The organism is Mycolicibacterium arcueilense (genome assembly GCF_058536225.1).
Genome location: NZ_JBZTYL010000012.1, coordinates 59,154 through 76,743 on the forward strand (window position 1 = coordinate 59,154; position 17,590 = coordinate 76,743).

A 17,590-nucleotide genomic window follows, 5' to 3' on the forward strand; every position below is an offset into this window, starting at 1 on the left:
CGGATTGTGGCCGAAATCTGAGACAATGCTGGCTAGCTAGCCTGGCAGATCGCCGGAAACCAGCATGGAGGGGCCGAATGTCGAGTCTGCGTCGCGGTGATCGTGGCGGAGCAGTCACCGAGATCCGGGCAGCCTTGGCCGCGTTAGGTCTGATCGACAACCCTGACGCCGACCTGAGCACCGGCAGACATGTTGCGCTCGACGCATTCGATGACGAGCTCGACAGCGCCGTCCGGGCATTTCAGCAGCACCGGGGCCTGTTGGTGGACGGCATCGTCGGGGAGGCCACCTATCGCGCCCTGCGTGAGGCCTCCTACCGGCTCGGTGCCCGCACCCTGACCCACCAGTTCGGTGCGCCCATGTACGGCGACGACGTGGCCACCCTGCAGGCCCGCCTGCAGGACCTCGGCTTCTATACCGGCATGGTCGACGGGCATTTCGGCCTGCAGACCCACAACGCGTTGTCGTCCTACCAGCGTGAGTACGGGCTGTACCCCGACGGTATCTGTGGCCCGGAAACGTTGCGCTCGTTGTACTTCCTGGGTTCGCGGGTGACCGGTGGTTCTCCGCACGCGATCCGCGAAGAAGAGCTGGTACGGCGCTCAGGTCCGCAGCTCTCCGGTAAACACGTCATCATCGACCCGGGCCGCGGCGGATCCGATCACGGGATGATCATGAACGGGCCCGACGGCCCGATCAGCGAAGCAGACATCCTGTGGGACTTGGCAAGTCGGCTGGAGGGCCGGATGACGGCGATCGGCATGGAGACATTCATCTCACGGCCGGCCAACCGCAGCCCGCTGGACGCCGAACGTGCCGCGACCGCCAACCGCGTCGGTGCGGATCTGATGATCAGCCTGCGTTGTGAGAGTCAGCGCTCCCCCTCCGCAAACGGTGTGGCCTCGTTCCACTTCGGGAATTCTCATGGGTCGGTGTCGACCATCGGTCGTAACCTCGCCGACTTCATACAGCGGGAAGTGGTGGCCCGCACCGGATTACGTGACTGCCGGTCCCACGGCCGCACCTGGGATCTGCTCCGGCTGACCCGGATGCCCACCGTCGAGGTGGACATCGGCTACATCACCAATCCCCATGATCGCGGTCTGCTGCTGTCCACCCAAACCCGCGACGCGATCGCCGAGGGCATCCTCGCGGCGGTCAAGCGACTGTATCTGCTGGGCAAGAACGACCGGCCGACAGGGACATTCACCTTTGCCGAGTTGTTGGCGCATGAGCTTTCGGTGGAACAGGCGAGCCGCGGCGCGTGAGCGCCAGTTCAGCTTGAGCGCGTGAGCGCCAATTGACTTGAGCGCGTGAGCGCCAATTCAGCCCTGCAACTGACCACCGGGCCATGCGATGGTCGTTTCGTCATGTGACATCACATATCTGGTGAAATCTGCGTGGTCAGATCGACCACTCGGTTGTCCGAGGCCCGACAGTCGCCGGCGAGCCGGATACGTCTCGTCATCGCGCGGATTGGGTCGAGACCTCTCGACGTCAGGGCCACGGCGTGCTTACCTGACGAGATGGCCCGGCATTACCGTTACACCGACAGCCGCGAAGTGGCCGTCGACCCCCTCGTCGCCTGGCAAGTGCTGACCGATCACGACCGGATGGCGGAGTGGATGCCTGCACGCAAGGTCATCCTCGAGGCGGCCGGCAGTCCTGATCGGGACGGAGTGGGCGCGATCCGCGCCATTCATTCGTTCGGAACGGTTATCCGCGAACGCATTACGACGTTCGACGTCCCGACGACCCTGCGATATGAACTGCTCTCCGGGCTACCGTTCCGTGGTTACACCGGTCAGATCACCGTCGAGCCCCACGACGGTGGAAGCCGGATCTCCACGGAGATCAGCTTCTCCACCGTTATTCCTGGCAGCCAGCTCCTCGTCGCCATCGCGATCCGTGTTGCCAGTGCTCGAGCTGCCCGCGCCGCCGACCGCCGAGCTAGCTGAGGCCGGCGGCATGGTCTGCAGTTGGCGGTCTACGCCAGACTGTCCTGTCGGACAACACTTTTCGCCCCGATGCCGGCTCCGGACATCCCGGCGCCGATCGGCAGCTCGATCCGCGCGTTCTCCAAGAGGCGCTCGAGGGCGGCCTCTACTTCAGCCTTCCAACCGAGTCCCTTGTCGAGTTCCAAGCGCAGCCGGGGGAAGTACGGGTGCGGCGCTACGACGGTGAAGCCGACGTCTTCGAGGAAGTCCGAAGTCAGCATGCAGTCGTCGACGGAACAGTCACCCAGCACTGCAACTACCGGAGACAACTCATCGGGAAGCTTGCCGCCGTCGGCCAATTCGGTCATGGCCGAGGTGTAACCGAACGCCTCGAGGGCCCGAACACCGCGTCGCACCAGATCATTGACCACCGCAGCCAGCAGACTCTGCGACAACAGCCCGCGGTCTTCGGCACACTCCACGCCGATCGCCGTCAACAGAATCGCATCAGCGCTGACGGGAGCGGTCGGAAAAAGCCGGGCCCGCGGAACGGCGCCGGGAGGCGCATAGAACGCGAAGCCCAGACACGGATCGTCCACGACAGCCGGAGCCGACCAGTCCTCCCCCGCCGGCACCACCAAGTCTGCGGCATCGGCGGGTATTACCAAATCGAACGCGGTAGCGGAACCGGCATCTGACCCAGCACCTGGATCCTGGTCCGGTCCGTCCGCGCGAGCTGTCACGGCCAGTTGGCCGCACGACCCCCACTCGAGCATGACCATCGAAAGCCACGCTTCTTTCTCGAATTCGGGATCGGTCAGGTGGTCGTCACCGACGGTCGACGGATCGACTTCCCAGAACACACAGCGCCGCGCATGCTTGGGCAGCTGCTCGAAGCCCTCGAGCCGAAGCGGCGTTATTCGTGCGGTCACTGAGGTCCCTGGCTTTCACACTGTGTGCGTGGCTGCCCCTCAAGGATAGGAGAGTCCGCCGGAGTCGGACCACTGCGCCCTGAAAATCTCATCGAGTTCCGCCTCCGAAGTGAAATCCTATGCCGCACAGAAGCTTTGCGCCATGTGGCGCTCGCGACTGCAGGCTCTGATCACTGATGTGTCACAGTGACGGAACAACCTGGTGTCGTAGGTCGTGGGTTCTCAGTGGTCTTCGGCGCTCATAATTTCGACAATGCGCTGGAGATCATCCACCGATCCGAACTCGACCACAATCTTGCCTTTTCGTTTGCCAAGGCTCACGGTGACCCGGGTATCGAACGCTGACGAGAGCCGTTCAGCAACGTCTTGCAGGCCCGGCATCTGGATCGGCTTGCGTCGCGGCGCCGGTGGCGTGGTGTTGCCGTCGCGGTTGGCCAGCGTCACGGCCTCCTCGGTGGCGCGCACCGACATGCCCTCGGCGATGATGCGCGCGGCCAGTTCTTCCTGCTTCTCCGCTCCCCCTTCCAGGGCGAGCAGTGCACGTGCGTGCCCCGCGGACAGCACTCCGGCCGCGACGCGGCGCTGCACGGCGATCGGCAGGCGCAACAGACGGATCATGTTGGAGATCAGTGGCCGCGAGCGGCCGATGCGCGCGGCGAGTTCATCGTGGGTGACTTCGAATTCGTCGAGCAGCTGTTGGTAGGCGGCGGCCTCTTCCAGCGGGTTGAGCTGTACCCGGTGGATGTTCTCCAGCAGTGCGTCACGCAGCATGCTGTCGTCACCGGTCTCGCGGACGATCGCCGGGATGGCTTCCAGGCCGGCTTCCTGGGCGGCCCGCCAACGCCGCTCCCCCATCACCAACTGGTAGCGGGATTCACCGTTCTCCTCGACAGCGCGGACGACGATCGGCTGCATCAATCCGAATTCACGGATCGAGTGCACCAGCTCGCTCAGCGCCTCCTCGTCGAACACCTGGCGGGGCTGACGGGGATTGGGCTGGATCAGGCTGGGATCGATCTCCCGATAGGTGGCGCCCACATCGCTGGCGAGGACCGGGTCGGAACCATCGGGTGCAGCGGACGTCGGAGCCGTCGTCCCCGCGTCTCCCGAGCCGGACGACGGGCCGAGCAGAACGTCGGCCGCCGTTGCGCCGATCTTGGGGCTCAGGACGTCGGTACCGTCCTCAGCGGGACCGGTCGGAATGAGGGCTGCCAGTCCCCTGCCCAAACCACTCCGCTTCCGTGCCGGCTGATTCATGGTCGTCTCCTGCTCATCTCTGCCGTCCGCTGTCTGTCTACTGGCTGGTGGTCACTGGCGTGGTGCTAGCGCCTACTGGGCGCGAGGCGGTGCCCCGCGCTCGGCGATCTCGCGGCTCGCGTCGAGGTAGCTCAACGCACCACGGGAACCCGGATCGTAATCGAGAATCGTCATCCCGTAGCCCGGGGCTTCCGACACCTTCACGCTCCGCGGGATGACCGTGCGCAACACCTTGTCGCCGAAGTGCTCGCGCACATCCTCGGCCACCTGATCCGCCAGCTTGGTCCGCCCGTCGTACATCGTCAGTATCACGGTGGACACCGACAGCTCCGGGTTGAGATGCGCCTTCACCATCTCGATGTTGCGCAGCAGCTGTCCCACACCCTCCAGCGCGTAGTACTCGCACTGGATCGGGATGAGCACCTCGGGGGCCGCCACCAAAGCGTTGATCGTCAGAAGTCCGAGAGACGGTGGGCAGTCGATGAACACGTAGTCGAAGTTGTGGTTGGCGAGTGCGGCGAGCGCCGACCGCAGCCGCCCCTCACGAGCCACCATGCTGACCAACTCGATCTCTGCGCCGGCCAGGTCGATCGTCGCGGGAATGCAGAACAACCGGTCGCTGTGCGGGCTCTGCTGCAGGGCCTCCTCCACCGGAATGTCTCCGATGAGGACCTCATACGACGACGGGGTTCCGGGGCGGTGTTCGATGCCCAGCGCGGTGCTGGCATTGCCCTGGGGATCGAGGTCGATCACCAACGTGCGCAACCCCTGCAGTGCGAGCGCGGCCGCGACATTCACCGCAGTCGTCGTCTTACCGACGCCCCCCTTCTGATTCGCGATGGTGAACACCCGCTGACGCGATGGCCGGGGAAGCTGTCCATGCGAGGTGTGGAGCACGCGGGTCGCCTGCTCCGCCTCTGCCGCTATCGGGGTGTCCATGCTGGCGTCCGTGGACCACGCGGCGCCGCCACTGTTGTTCCATGTTTCACGTGAAACCGTTTCACGTGAAACGGCGGGCGTAGCACCCGCGCCAGCGGTTGCTTGCCGATCAGAACCCATCCTCATCTCCTGCCCGATCTCCCCCGCGACCCGGAGGCTCTGCCCGTTGACCGGTTGCCCGGTGTCACCGCCACGCGTCGCACGGCGACGACGGTTACGGGCGGGTTCAAATAGTTCACGCCACATTTCACCACCCTGGCATCGACTGCACCCAGGGAAGCCATCACACGCCGGTGCTCTTCGATCTCAGCCTCGGCGCGCTCGCCTTTGAGGGCGAGCATCCTTCCGTCGACACGAAGGAGCGGCATGCTCCACCGCGTCAACTTGTCCAGTGAGGCGACCGCACGTGAAGTCACCACGTCCAACTCGCCCACCGATTTGCGAACGTCTGAGTCTTCGGCCCGACCGCGGACCACCGCAATGTCGAGTCCCAATTCGTCGACCGCCTCACGGAGGAACTCGCTGCGACGCAGCAGCGGTTCGATCAACGTGACATGAACGTCGGGGCGCGCCAGGGCCAACGGGATACCCGGGAGGCCGGCGCCGCTGCCGATGTCGGCGACGCGCTCATCGGGAGCCAGTAGCTCTCCGAGAGCCGAGCTGTTGAGAATGTGTCGATCCCAGAGCCGGTCCACTTCCCGCGGACCGATCAGACCCCACTCGACACCGGCACCGGCAAGAATCGCCGCGTACCGTTCGGCGGTCTCCAGACGCTCTCCGAAGACCTCCGCCGCGGCGTCCGGTGCCGCGGGGACCGGTCCATGTTTCACGTGAAACATCCTCCGCACTCCCTACGGCACCGTCGCCGCAAAACGAACTACACCTTTGTAACTAAAACTCAGCCAAGCAGAACGACGACGCGTCGCGACGGCTCCACGCCCTCGCTCTCGCTGCGGACGCCATCGACCGCGGCCACTGCATCGTGAACGATCTTCCGCTCGAACGGGGTCATGGGAGCCAGTTCCTCACGCTCACCCGACTCCAGCACGCGCCGGGCCACCTTGTCACCCAACGCCGCGAGCTCATCGCGGCGACGACGACGCCACCGCGCGATGTCCAGCATCAGCCGGCTGCGCTCGCCGGTCTTCTGGTGCACGGCCAATCGGGTCAGTTCCTGGAGCGCGTCGAGCACCTCGCCCTTGCGCCCCACCAGCTTGCTCAGATCACCGCCGCCGTCGATGCTCACCACCGCCCGGTCACCTTCGACATCGAGGTCGATATCGCCGTCGAAGTCCAGCAGGTCGAGCAACTCCTCGAGGTAGTCGCCGGCGATCTCGCCTTCGGCGACCAATCGCTCCTCCAGGTCGTCCTCGCTCTTGGGCGCGGACTGGGTGTCCTCCTCCAGCTCCGCGCCGGGCTCGGTCGTCTGTGCGTCCGTCATATCCGTCTTCTCCCTACTTGTAGCCAGTGTGAGAACTGGTCACCGTTTCCGCTTCTTGGGGCGTGCACCGGGCTTGGGCGTGCGGTTCACGCTCGGGGCTGCCGATTCACCTGCCGTGTCCTTCTGGTCTTTCGTCTGCGCCGGATCCGACTCCGGCTCGGCGTCTTCCGTAGCGGACGCCGCACTCGCGGTCTCGGCCTTACGTGCACGGTTCGGTTTCGCGCCGGGCGCCGGGGCATTGGCCGAACGACGTTCGATCGCCTCGGCCTTCTTCGCCTCTTCTTCCTTCTCGATCATTCCGAAGACGTAATGCTGCTGACCGTAGGTCCAGATGTTGTTGGACAGCCAGTAGATGATCACGGCCAGCGGCAGGAACGGCCCACCGACGACCACGCCGAGTGGGAACACGTAGAGCGCGAGCTTGTTCATCATCGCGGTCTGCGGGTTGGCGGCGGCCTCCACACTCTGGCGGGCGACCGAGGCGCGGCTGTTGAAGTGCGTGGCGATGCCGGCCAGGATCATGATCGGAACGCCGACCAGAACCACGGACAACCGGTTGAATTCCGTGAACGCCTCGAGACCGTGCTGCTGAACCATCGTCGCGCCCAGCGGGGCACCGAACAGGTTCGCGTCGAGGAAGTGACTCACGTCGGTCGCACTGAACACATAGTTCGCGAGGCTGCGGTTCTCCTCCACCGACAACCCCAACCGGCCGATACCGGTCTGGGTCCGGTTGAAGGACATCAACACGTGATACAGACCGAGGAACACGGGCACCTGCGCCAGCATCGGCAGGCAGCCGAGGATCGGGTTGAAGCCGTGCTCGCGCTGGAGCTTCTGCATCTCCAGCGCCATCCGCTGGCGGTCCTTGCCGTACTTCTTCTGCAGCGCCTTGATCTGTGGCTGCAACTCCTGCATCTGCCGCGTGGTGCGGATCTGCTTGACGAAGGGCTTGTAGAGGATCGCGCGCAGGGTGAAGACCAGGAACATCACCGACAGCGCCCAGGCGAAGAAATTCTCGGGGCCCAGCAGGAAGGCGAATGCCTTGTACCAAACCCACATGATCGCCGACACCGGGTAATAGATGATGTCCAGGCTGAACCAATTAAACACGCGACTTGCTCTCCCCTCGCTTCGCTGGGGTATCCCAGACAAGGTTTTCGGCGGCGGCGATCTCGCCAGAAACGGTCTCATCAGAATTGACGGACTCGTGATCGTGGGGGCACCGGTCCGGGATGGGGTCCCATCCCCCCGGGTGCCACGGTCCGCATTTGAGCAGTCGGATCAACGTCAGCCATGCACCACGGAACAAGCCGTATTCGGTGAGGGCGTCGACCGCGTACTGACTGCAGGTCGGCATGAATCGGCACGACGGCAGTCGAAGCGGAGAGATGGTGTGACGGTAGAGCTGAATCAAGAAGATCGCACCGCGGGCTGCACCGGCACCCGCCTTGCGGATCATGGTGACGTCCTGCGCCGTGCCTCCAGGCGCTCGACAGCGCGCTGCAACTGTTGCTCCAACCGCGGCGACGGCGCTTCACTACTGCCGGCGCGCGCCCGGATCACCACAAGGTCCGTGGCATCCAGTTTCGGGATGACGGAACGGGCGGCATGACGCAGCCGCCGGGATACCCGGTGACGCTCCACGGCATTCCCGACGGCTTTGGACACGATCAGACCGACCCGCGGGCCGGTTGCGTCCGTTCCCTCGTGTAGTGCGTGCACGACAACATCAGGTTGCACTGCACGCACACCACGACTGACGGTGGCACTGAACTCCGCGGACCGCCTCATCCGGTATCGAGCCGGAAGCACCGCGCTAGATCCTGCCTGAGAGCCGCAGTATCACGCAGTGAGTGCGCGACGGCCCTTGCCACGACGGTTGGCGACGATGGCGCGGCCGGCGCGCGTGCGCATCCGCAGCCGGAACCCATGCACGCGCGCACGGCGGCGGTTGTTGGGCTGGAAGGTCCGCTTGCCCTTGGCCACGTCAATCTCTCCTTGTTCCATTTGGCACCCGCATCCGCCGGCACCGAAGTGCCGCCGAAAACGGTTGCCGTTGCAAGCTCTGTTTAAGCTCGTCCGTCGTGCTTTACTAACCGGCGCGTTCTCCGGAAACCTCCCGGGCGCAGCCGTATCGCCACGTGCGGGCGACTGCTCGAGGGTACTGATGAGATTTCCCTCGGTCAAACCTGCGCCGACCCGCCTACATGCTGCGTATCGGATGTTGCAGAACTGTTGGCACATCGAGAGAAAACTGTTAGCTTCTGGCAATGCCGTTCCGAGCCTGGATCGGCCCCGGAAAATGAAACGAGAGCTCGCGGCGCGGCACACCCTCGCGGCATGCGACGTATCCGGCTACGACGCTCTCACAACAGACAACAGAGCGACGACGACTGTCCTTTCTCCACAAGCTGTGGATAAATATGTGGACAGTTCGTCATCGTTCTTTTTGGTCGTCACCGGGTCGACCTCGAAGCACCTCTAAGGGGGAACAGTCGTTGCCAGCTGACCCCGACCCACCGTTCGTCGCAGTCTGGAACAGCGTCGTCGCCGAACTCAACGGCGACCGGGATGCAAATTCCGATCCGGCTCTCCCCCCGCTGACTCCTCAGCAAAGAGCCTGGCTCAAGCTGGTGAAACCCCTCGTCATCGCCGAGGGGTTTGCTCTGCTGTCAGTTCCCACCCCGTTCGTCCAGAACGAGATCGAACGGCACCTTCGCGAGCCGATCATCAACGCGCTCAGCCGCAAGCTGGGTCAGCGGGTCGAGCTGGGTGTGCGCATCGCCACCCCGCCGGAGGAATCCGAGGACTCCCCCGCCGCGTCCGATTCCGGGTCCGCCACCGACGACCTGACCGACTCTGCCGCTTCAGCCTCGGCCGCCGACGTCGACGAGATCGACGACGACCGCGCCGCCAAGGTCAGCGCCGAGGAAAGTTGGCCGGGGTACTTCAGCAGTCCGCAGCGCGACTCCACGGTCAGCGACGACAACGCGGTCAATCTGAACCGGCGCTACACCTTCGACACCTTCGTCATCGGTGCTTCCAACCGCTTCGCCCACGCTGCCACCCTGGCCATCGCCGAGGCACCGGCCCGGGCCTACAACCCACTGTTCATCTGGGGTGAATCCGGCCTCGGCAAGACGCATCTCCTGCACGCCGCCGGAAACTATGCGCAACGTCTCTTCCCAGGCATGCGCGTGAAGTACGTCTCCACCGAGGAATTCACGAACGACTTCATCAACTCATTGCGCGACGATCGCAAGGCCTCGTTCAAGCGGAGTTACCGCGACATCGACATCCTGCTCGTCGACGACATCCAGTTCATCGAGGGCAAGGAAGGTATCCAGGAAGAGTTCTTCCATACCTTCAACACCCTGCACAACGCCAACAAGCAGATCGTGATCTCCTCCGACCGCCCGCCCAAGCAGCTGGCCACCCTCGAGGACCGGCTGCGGACCCGCTTCGAGTGGGGCCTGATCACCGATGTGCAGCCACCCGAGCTCGAGACGCGCATCGCGATCCTTCGTAAGAAGGCGCAGATGGATCGTCTCGACGTGCCCGATGACGTGCTCGAGCTCATCGCCAGCAGTATCGAACGGAACATCCGCGAGCTCGAGGGCGCGCTCATCCGCGTCACCGCCTTCGCCTCGCTCAACAAGACCCGTATCGACAAGGCACTGGCCGAAGTCGTGTTGCGCGATCTAATCGCCGACGCCACGACCATGCAGATCAGTACCGCGGCGATCATGGCCGCCACCGCCGAGTACTTCGAGACCACGGTCGAGGAGCTGCGCGGGCCCGGCAAGACTCGGGCACTGGCGCAGTCCCGCCAAATCGCCATGTACCTGTGCCGTGAGCTCACGGATCTGTCCCTGCCGAAGATCGGCCAGGCCTTCGGGCGCGATCACACCACGGTCATGTACGCAGAGAAGAAGATCCGCGGCGAGATGGCCGAGCGACGTGAGGTTTTCGATCACGTCAAGGAGCTCACCACCCGGATTCGTCAGCGCGCCAAGCGCTGAATCCCGCGCGCCAACCCTCCCTGACCTCTCGAGACGACCTCGACAGGGCGCTCGGTCATGCCGCCGAACTGCCTCCCGAACTCCCCTCGGCGTCTCACATCGTGGTCTCTTCAGACCTCGCCGGCGAAAAATCTTGTAACAACTTTCGCCTCAGAACTCGCCTCTTGTCACAGCCGACCGCTGTGGATACCGCTGTGGACAACCTGCGGGCAAACCACGGGATGAATGACAAAATCATCCACACGATGTCATTTGTCCACACTCGGCAGCCGGTCCGTCCACCGGTCTCCACAGCCGACTCACATTCCGACACACCTGAGGTACTGGGCAAACACCCGTTCATCCCCAGTTTTCACAGTCCCTAATACTGTTACTCAAATATCTTCTAAGAGTTCTTTCTAGAAGAAGGGGGTTGGGGACACCGGACGAAACCTCGGCTTCGTCCGAGCTCGAGAAGCACATGCAAGCCCCCATGTCACCCCGGTGGATTAGCTTTCAAGTTGATGCGGAAAGCTCTACGGTGGTTCAACGACAGCGGTTCCAGCTTTGTCATTCAGCGCGATGCTGCGTGGCGGTGTTCTGGGAAGACGCTGGTAGAGCTCGTTATGGGGATCATCGAAGGGGCGCATAGCACGTGGCGACGACGACGGCTGGGCTGACCGACTTGAAGTTCCGCGTGGTGCGTGAGGACTTCGCGGACGCGGTGGCCTGGGTGGCCCGCAATCTGCCGACCCGGCCCACCATCCCGGTTCTGGCCGGGGTCCTGCTGACCGGCACCGACGACGGTCTGACCATCTCCGGCTTCGACTACGAAGTTTCCGCCGAGGTGCGTGTCAGTGCCGAAATCGCTTCTCCTGGAAGCGTTTTGGTATCCGGACGGTTGCTGTCCGACATCACCAAGGCGTTGCCGGCCAAGCCGGTGGAACTCAGTGTCGAGGGCACCCGGGTGGCACTGACCTGTGGCAGCGCCCGGTTCTCGCTGCCGACCCTGGCAGTCGAGGACTACCCCGCGCTGCCGACGCTGCCCGAGGAGACGGGCGTGGTGTCGTCCGACTTGTTCGCCGAGGCCATCGGTCAGGTGGCCGTCGCCGCCGGCCGTGACGACACGCTGCCGATGCTGACCGGCATCCGCGTCGAGATCTCCGGTGAATCAGTGGTTTTGGCGGCTACCGACCGCTTCCGGCTGGCCGTGCGTGAGCTGACCTGGGAAACCAGTGCCACCGACGTCGAGGCGGCGGTCCTGGTACCGGCGAAGACTCTGGCCGAGGCGGCCAAGGCCGGCACCGACGGCAACCAGGTGCACCTGTCGCTGGGTTCCGGAGAATCGGTCGGCAAGGACGGCCTGCTCGGTATCCGCAGTAACGGCAAGCGCAGCACCACCCGACTGCTGGACGCGGAGTTCCCGAAGTTCCGTCAGCTGCTGCCGAATGAGCACACCGCGGTGGCGACCATCGGCGTGGCCGAACTCACCGAGGCCATCAAGCGCGTGGCGCTCGTGGCCGACCGGGGAGCCCAGATCCGCATGGAGTTCGGCGATGACGTGCTGCGGCTCTCGGCCGGCGCCGACGATGTGGGTCGCGCCGAGGAAGACCTGCCGGTCGAGTTCGCCGGCGACCCGCTGACCATCGCGTTCAACCCGACCTACCTCACCGACGGGCTGAGCTCGCTGCGTTCGGACCGGGTGACGTTCGGATTCACCACGCCGAGTCGCCCTGCCGTGTTGCGGCCCACGAGCGAGGATGGTGGTACCGGTGGTGGTTCGGGCCCGTTCCCGGCCGCCAAGACCGATTACGTCTATCTGTTGATGCCGGTTCGCCTTCCTGGCTGACCGGCGTGGTCGAGAAAGGGCGCACATGCAACTGGGGTTGGTCGGCCTGGGCAAGATGGGCTTCAACATGCGCGAGCGCCTGCGCACCGGTGGCCACGAGGTCGTCGGCTACGACCCGCGTCCCGAGGTCAGCGACGTGGCGAGCCTGGCCGACCTGGCGAGCGCCCTCGAGGCGCCGCGGGTGGTCTGGGTGATGGTCCCGTCGGGCACGGTGACGCACCAGACGATTGTCGCGCTGGCGGATGTGCTGGGTGCCGGCGACCTGGTGATCGACGGGGGGAACTCGCGTTACACCGAGGATGGACCGCACGCAAAGTTGTTGGGCGACAAGGGAATCAACTTCGTCGATGCCGGGGTATCGGGCGGCGTCTGGGGTCTGAAGGAAGGGTACGGGCTGATGGTCGGTGGCAGTGACACCGACGTGGCTCGAGCCATGCCGATCTTCGACACGCTGCGTCCCCCGGGTGATGTGGCCGACGGTTTCGTCCACGCCGGTCCCGTGGGTGCCGGCCACTACGCCAAGATGGTGCACAACGGCATCGAGTACGGCCTGATGCACGCCTACGCCGAGGGTTACGAGCTGCTGTCGGCCGAGAACCTGATCGTCGATCCCCAAGCGGTGATCCAGGCCTGGACGAATGGCACGGTGGTGCGGTCGTGGCTGCAGCAACTGCTGGCGAAAGCGCTCAAGGAAGACCCGGGCTTCGCGGCAATCAGCGGATACACCGAGGATTCCGGGGAAGGTCGCTGGACTGTGGAAGAGGCCATCAGCCATCGGGTTCCGATGCCGGTCATCGCCGCGTCGTTGTTCGCCCGGTTCGCCTCGAGGCAAGAGGACTCCCCCACCATGAAGGCAGTGTCGGCGCTGCGCAACCAGTTCGGTGGCCATGCTGTGCACCGGATCAGTGAGTCCGGTTAGGCGATTCCGATGTATGTCCGTCACCTGGGGCTGACCGACTACCGGTCCTGGGCACAGATCGAGCTCGAGCTGGAGCCCGGCCGGACCGTATTCGTCGGACCGAACGGCTTCGGTAAGACGAATCTCGTTGAGGCACTGTGGTATTGCGCAACTTTGGGTTCGCACCGGGTGGCTTCTGATGCTCCGTTGATCCGGGCCGGGGAGCAACGAGCGATCGTCTCGAGCATCGTCGTCAACGAAGGCCGGGAACTCGCGGTCGACCTCGAGATCACCAATGGCCGGGCCAACAAGGCACGGTTGAACCGGTCGCCGGTGCGTTCCCCGCGCGAAATCCTCGGGGTCTTGCGGGCCGTGCTGTTCAGCCCGGAAGACCTTGCACTGGTCCGTGGTGATCCAGGTGACCGGCGGCGCTATCTCGACGAGTTGGCGACCACCCGCCGACCGACCGTCGCAGGTATCCGTGCCGACTATGACAAGGTGGTCCGGCAACGCACCGCACTGTTGAAAACCGCTGCAGGAGCCCGCTATCGGGGTGACCGCAGCGTACTGGACACCCTCGATGTGTGGGACGGGCACCTCGCCGCCCATGGTGCGGCGTTGACCGCCGCACGCATCGCGCTGGTCGAGCAGCTGCACCCGGAGGTGCAGAAGGCCTATCAATTGTTGGCACCCTCGAGCCGGCCCGCGACAATCCGGTACCGCTCCGGGGTGGAGGCCATCGCGAATGCTCCCGGCCTCGAGTCCGTCGAGTTCTACGAGGCCGCGCTGTTGGACGCACTGAACCGCCGACGCGATGCGGAGTTGGACCGCGGAGTCTGTCTGGTCGGCCCACACCGTGACGATCTCGAGCTGTGGCTGGGCGACCAACCCGCCAAAGGCTTTGCCAGCCATGGTGAATCGTGGTCGATGGCGTTGGCTCTGCGGCTGGGCGCCTATGAGCTGTTGCGTTCCGACGGGGTGGATCCGGTGCTGCTGCTCGACGACGTCTTCGCCGAACTGGACACCTCGAGGAGGCAGGCACTGGCGGCGGTGGCCGGCGAGGCCGAACAAGTTCTGGTCACCGCGGCCGTGGGTGAGGACATCCCGCCGGACTGGGCGGTCAACCGCGTCGAGATCAGGATGACCGAAGGGGACCAGGGGCGGATATCGGTGGTGCAGTCATGACGGACGATCCCGCAGAATCCGACCAGCCGGCCATCCCCTCCCCCGCCGTCTCTCCCGAGGACCTCAGCCGCATGCGCGGCATGGATCTGGTGCGGCGGACTCTCGAGGAGGCCCGCGGGGCAGCCCGCAGTCAGGGTAAGGATGTCGGCCGGGGCCGCAGAACCCCGGTCCGGCGCACCGCAGGAAATACCGGTCGGCGTCGCAGCTGGTCCGGTCCCGGCCCTGATGTCCGTGATCCGCAACTGCTCGGGTCCGCGACCCAGGATCTGGCGAAGGTCCGAGGCTGGGGCTCGAGGGTGGCCGAGGGTTCGGTATTCGGTCGGTGGCGGACCGTCGTCGGCGACCAGATCGCCGACCATGCCAATCCGACTGCCCTGAATGAGGGTGTGTTGACCGTGTCGGCGGAGTCGACTGCGTGGGCCACCCAGCTGCGGATGGTGCAGGCCCAGCTGCTGGCCAAGATCGCGGCCGCCGTCGGGGACGGGGTGGTGACCTCCTTGAAGATCGTGGGTCCGGTCGGTCCGTCGTGGCGGAAAGGTCGGTATCACGTGCCAGGCCGAGGTCCCCGCGATACCTACGGCTAGCCCGGGGCGGTATTGCGCTGAGAGCGTCGAGACGGCCGAAAGCGATCTTCTGAAGCGTCCGAAGGCACCGAGACCCGAGAAATTCAGCGCACGGCGCAGTTAGGTAGGTGAAAACGCCGCTACAGAGTCGGCCCTGTACGTCTGGACCGGTAGACTGTGGCGAGATCTGCAGGGCGGCGACGCAACCGCTTCCCGCGAACCCCAAGGAGACGCGTCCGACGTGGCTGCCCAGAAGAAGAATGCTCCAACCGAGTACGGCGCCGATTCGATCAAGGTGCTCGAAGGACTGGAGGCCGTTCGTAAACGTCCGGGCATGTATATCGGTTCCACCGGTGAGCGGGGTCTGCACCACCTGGTGTGGGAGGTCGTCGACAACGCGGTAGACGAAGCCATGGCCGGGTTCGCCAGCAAGGTCGACGTGCGGATCCTCGAGGACGGCGGCGTCCAGGTCACCGACGACGGCCGAGGCATTCCGGTAGCCATGCACGCGACCGGCATCCCGACTGTTGACGTCGTGATGACCGTCCTGCACGCCGGCGGCAAGTTCGAGGAAGGTGCCTACCAGGTATCCGGCGGTCTGCACGGCGTGGGTGTGTCCGTGGTCAACGCCCTGTCGACCCGGCTCGAGGCCGACATCTACAAGGACGGTTACGAGTGGTTCCAGACCTACGACAACTCGGTGCCGGGAACCCTCAAGCAGGGTGACAAGACAACGAAGACCGGCACCACCATCCGGTTCTGGGCTGACCCGAATGTTTTCGAGACCACCGTGTACGACTTCGAGACCATTGCCCGGCGTCTGCAGGAGATGGCTTTCCTCAACAAGGGCCTGACGATCGAGCTGACCGATGAGCGGGTGTCTCGGGAGGAGGTCGTCGACGAAGTGGTCGCCGACACCGCCGCCGCCCCGAAATCCGCGGAGGAGACGGCGGCCGAGGCCGCCGCTCCCCACAAGGTGAAGCACCGGACCTTCCACTACCCGGGCGGTCTGGTCGACTTCGTCAAGCACATCAACCGCACCAAGACCGCGATCCAGCCGAGCGTGATCGATTTCGACGGCAAGGGCCCCGGTCATGAGGTCGAGATCGCGATGCAGTGGAATGCCGGTTACTCCGAGTCGGTCCACACGTTCGCCAACACCATCAACACCCACGAAGGCGGTACCCACGAAGAGGGTTTCCGCTCGGCACTGACCACGGTGGTGAACAAGTACGCCAAGGACAAGAAGCTCCTCAAGGACAAGGATCCGAACCTCACCGGCGACGACATCCGTGAAGGCCTGGCCGCGGTGATCTCGGTGAAGGTGGCCCAGCCGCAGTTCGAGGGCCAGACCAAGACCAAGCTCGGTAACACCGAGGTGAAGTCGTTCGTTCAGAAGATCTGCAACGAGCAGCTGACCCACTGGTTCGAGGCGAATCCCGCCGAGGCGAAAACTGTGGTGAACAAGGCAGTTTCATCGGCCCAGGCGCGTATCGCGGCCCGCAAGGCGCGTGAGCTCGTTCGGCGCAAGAGCGCCACCGATATCGGCGGCCTGCCCGGCAAGCTCGCCGACTGCCGCTCTACCGATCCGACGAAGTCCGAACTGTATGTGGTGGAGGGTGATTCGGCCGGCGGCTCGGCCAAGAGTGGCCGCGACTCGATGTTCCAGGCGATCCTGCCGCTACGCGGCAAGATCATCAACGTCGAAAAGGCTCGTATCGACCGGGTTTTGAAGAACACCGAAGTCCAGGCCATCATCACCGCCCTGGGTACCGGCATCCATGACGAGTTCGACATCAGCAAGCTGCGTTATCACAAGATCGTGTTGATGGCCGACGCCGATGTCGACGGCCAGCACATCTCCACCCTGCTTCTGACGCTGCTGTTCCGCTTCATGAAACCGCTGGTCGAACACGGCCACATCTTCCTGGCCCAGCCGCCGCTGTACAAACTCAAGTGGCAGCGTCAGGAACCGGAGTTCGCCTACTCCGACCGCGAGCGCGACGGCCTGCTCGAGGCGGGTAAGGCGGCCGGCAAGCGGATCAATGTCGACGACGGTATCCAGCGTTACAAGGGTCTGGGCGAGATGGACGCCAAGGAACTGTGGGAGACCACCATGGATCCGTCAGTGCGGGTATTACGTCAGGTGACGCTCGACGATGCGGCCGCGGCCGACGAACTGTTCTCCATTCTGATGGGTGAGGACGTCGAAGCCCGCCGCAGTTTCATCACGCGCAACGCCAAAGACGTTCGGTTCCTGGACGTTTAGGCGGGAACGACGATGCACACAGCATTCATCCGGGTCAAGGTTGCCCCCGAGGCGGCCGAGCGCGCTGCGACGGCGATGCAGAATCTCGTCGATCCCACACTGGCCGAGCCGGGCTGCATCACCTACGAGTTCTATCGAGATCTCGAGGACCCGTCGCTGTTCCTGTGTTTCGAACATTGGGATTCGAGGGAGTCGATGGATGCCCACGGAACCACCGCGCACGTCGCGACCTTCCTGACGGAGCTGGGGCCGAGCATCGAAAAGTGGGAGTACAACCACACGGCGGCGTTGTGACCCCGAAGACGCACCTACCCTG

The 17,590-nt window shown here is 64.5% G+C and carries 18 protein-coding genes; 9 read left to right on the forward strand and 9 right to left on the reverse strand.

From position 1 onward, the window contains the following. Positions 1-77: 77 nt before the first annotated feature. Both AC4LGL_RS18090 and AC4LGL_RS18095 read left to right on the forward strand, forming a co-directional pair. Positions 78-1,268, forward strand: a complete 1,191-nt coding sequence (locus AC4LGL_RS18090) for an N-acetylmuramoyl-L-alanine amidase (RefSeq protein ID WP_491839979.1) — start codon at positions 78-80, stop codon at positions 1,266-1,268. A gap of 258 nt (positions 1,269-1,526) precedes the next feature. Next, on the forward strand, positions 1,527-1,958 hold the full coding sequence (locus tag AC4LGL_RS18095) for an SRPBCC family protein (protein ID WP_491839980.1): 432 nt from the start codon (positions 1,527-1,529) through the stop codon (positions 1,956-1,958). A 29-nt stretch (positions 1,959-1,987) separates the two neighbouring features. On the opposite strand, the gene AC4LGL_RS18100 is transcribed toward AC4LGL_RS18095, so the two are convergent. The 9 genes from AC4LGL_RS18100 to rpmH form a co-directional block, all read right to left on the reverse strand. Beyond that, complete coding sequence (locus AC4LGL_RS18100; protein ID WP_491839981.1) at positions 1,988-2,869, reverse strand: acetyltransferase; 882 nt, start codon at positions 2,867-2,869, stop codon at positions 1,988-1,990. Positions 2,870-3,091: 222 nt separating this feature from the next. Next, a complete protein-coding gene (locus tag AC4LGL_RS18105) occupies positions 3,092-4,126 on the reverse strand; it encodes a ParB/RepB/Spo0J family partition protein (protein WP_491839982.1) in 1,035 nt (344 codons plus the stop codon). A 72-nt stretch (positions 4,127-4,198) separates the two neighbouring features. Further along, entirely contained in the window at positions 4,199-5,185 is a 987-nt protein-coding gene (locus tag AC4LGL_RS18110; protein ID WP_491839983.1) for a ParA family protein, read from the reverse strand. A gap of 2 nt (positions 5,186-5,187) precedes the next feature. Further along, positions 5,188-5,904, reverse strand: coding sequence for a 16S rRNA (guanine(527)-N(7))-methyltransferase RsmG (gene rsmG, locus AC4LGL_RS18115; protein ID WP_491839984.1), 717 nt, complete (start codon positions 5,902-5,904; stop codon positions 5,188-5,190). A 59-nt stretch (positions 5,905-5,963) separates the two neighbouring features. Continuing rightward, on the reverse strand, positions 5,964-6,506 hold the full coding sequence (locus AC4LGL_RS18120; RefSeq protein ID WP_055119208.1) for a Jag family protein: 543 nt from the start codon (positions 6,504-6,506) through the stop codon (positions 5,964-5,966). Between the two features lie 39 nt (positions 6,507-6,545). Beyond that, positions 6,546-7,619, reverse strand: a complete 1,074-nt coding sequence (gene yidC / locus AC4LGL_RS18125) for a membrane protein insertase YidC (RefSeq protein WP_491839985.1) — start codon at positions 7,617-7,619, stop codon at positions 6,546-6,548. After that, the gene (gene yidD / locus AC4LGL_RS18130) at positions 7,612-7,968 is read right to left on the reverse strand and encodes a membrane protein insertion efficiency factor YidD (RefSeq protein WP_491839986.1); all 357 of its coding nucleotides are present in this window, start codon (positions 7,966-7,968) and stop codon (positions 7,612-7,614) included. Before yidD ends, yidC begins: the two co-directional genes overlap by 8 nt. Further along, the gene (gene rnpA, locus AC4LGL_RS18135; protein WP_491839987.1) at positions 7,965-8,321 is read right to left on the reverse strand and encodes a ribonuclease P protein component; all 357 of its coding nucleotides are present in this window, start codon (positions 8,319-8,321) and stop codon (positions 7,965-7,967) included. Before rnpA ends, yidD begins: the two co-directional genes overlap by 4 nt. A 30-nt stretch (positions 8,322-8,351) precedes the next feature. Beyond that, positions 8,352-8,495, reverse strand: a complete 144-nt coding sequence (gene rpmH, locus AC4LGL_RS18140; RefSeq protein WP_491840035.1) for a 50S ribosomal protein L34 — start codon at positions 8,493-8,495, stop codon at positions 8,352-8,354. 512 nt (positions 8,496-9,007) lie between these two features. Between rpmH and dnaA the strand changes: the two genes are divergently transcribed. From dnaA to AC4LGL_RS18175, 7 genes are all read left to right on the forward strand, one after another. Then, complete coding sequence (gene dnaA / locus AC4LGL_RS18145; protein ID WP_491839988.1) at positions 9,008-10,531, forward strand: chromosomal replication initiator protein DnaA; 1,524 nt, start codon at positions 9,008-9,010, stop codon at positions 10,529-10,531. 634 nt (positions 10,532-11,165) lie between these two features. Then, positions 11,166-12,359: a DNA polymerase III subunit beta gene (gene dnaN, locus AC4LGL_RS18150; protein ID WP_491839989.1), complete on the forward strand. Its 1,194-nt coding sequence runs from the start codon at positions 11,166-11,168 to the stop codon at positions 12,357-12,359. After that, entirely contained in the window at positions 12,352-13,278 is a 927-nt protein-coding gene (gnd, locus tag AC4LGL_RS18155) for a phosphogluconate dehydrogenase (NAD(+)-dependent, decarboxylating) (RefSeq protein ID WP_491840036.1), read from the forward strand. The genes dnaN and gnd overlap by 8 nt, the downstream gene beginning before the upstream one ends. 9 nt (positions 13,279-13,287) lie before the next feature. Next, on the forward strand, positions 13,288-14,442 hold the full coding sequence (gene recF / locus AC4LGL_RS18160) for a DNA replication/repair protein RecF (protein ID WP_491839990.1): 1,155 nt from the start codon (positions 13,288-13,290) through the stop codon (positions 14,440-14,442). Continuing rightward, positions 14,439-15,026 (forward strand): DUF721 family protein, encoded by a 588-nt coding sequence (locus AC4LGL_RS18165; RefSeq protein ID WP_491839991.1) that lies wholly within the window; start codon positions 14,439-14,441, stop codon positions 15,024-15,026. Before recF ends, AC4LGL_RS18165 begins: the two co-directional genes overlap by 4 nt. A 220-nt stretch (positions 15,027-15,246) precedes the next feature. Next, positions 15,247-17,274 (forward strand): DNA topoisomerase (ATP-hydrolyzing) subunit B, encoded by a 2,028-nt coding sequence (gene gyrB, locus AC4LGL_RS18170; RefSeq protein WP_055119227.1) that lies wholly within the window; start codon positions 15,247-15,249, stop codon positions 17,272-17,274. 12 nt (positions 17,275-17,286) lie between these two features. Beyond that, entirely contained in the window at positions 17,287-17,568 is a 282-nt protein-coding gene (locus AC4LGL_RS18175; RefSeq protein ID WP_491839992.1) for a putative quinol monooxygenase, read from the forward strand. Positions 17,569-17,590: the final 22 nt, after the last annotated feature.

Coding starts and splice junctions, on each gene's coding strand:
- AC4LGL_RS18090 (WP_491839979.1), top strand. CDS start 78: ATGTCGAGTCTGCGTCGCGGTGATCGTGGCGGAGCAGTCACCGAGATC.
- AC4LGL_RS18095 (WP_491839980.1), top strand. CDS start 1,527: ATGGCCCGGCATTACCGTTACACCGACAGCCGCGAAGTGGCCGTCGAC.
- AC4LGL_RS18105 (WP_491839982.1), bottom strand. CDS start 4,126: ATGAATCAGCCGGCACGGAAGCGGAGTGGTTTGGGCAGGGGACTGGCA.
- AC4LGL_RS18110 (WP_491839983.1), bottom strand. CDS start 5,185: ATGGGTTCTGATCGGCAAGCAACCGCTGGCGCGGGTGCTACGCCCGCC.
- rsmG (WP_491839984.1), bottom strand. CDS start 5,904: ATGTTTCACGTGAAACATGGACCGGTCCCCGCGGCACCGGACGCCGCG.
- AC4LGL_RS18120 (WP_055119208.1), bottom strand. CDS start 6,506: ATGACGGACGCACAGACGACCGAGCCCGGCGCGGAGCTGGAGGAGGAC.
- yidD (WP_491839986.1), bottom strand. CDS start 7,968: ATGATCCGCAAGGCGGGTGCCGGTGCAGCCCGCGGTGCGATCTTCTTG.
- recF (WP_491839990.1), top strand. CDS start 13,288: ATGTATGTCCGTCACCTGGGGCTGACCGACTACCGGTCCTGGGCACAG.
- AC4LGL_RS18165 (WP_491839991.1), top strand. CDS start 14,439: ATGACGGACGATCCCGCAGAATCCGACCAGCCGGCCATCCCCTCCCCC.
- AC4LGL_RS18175 (WP_491839992.1), top strand. CDS start 17,287: ATGCACACAGCATTCATCCGGGTCAAGGTTGCCCCCGAGGCGGCCGAG.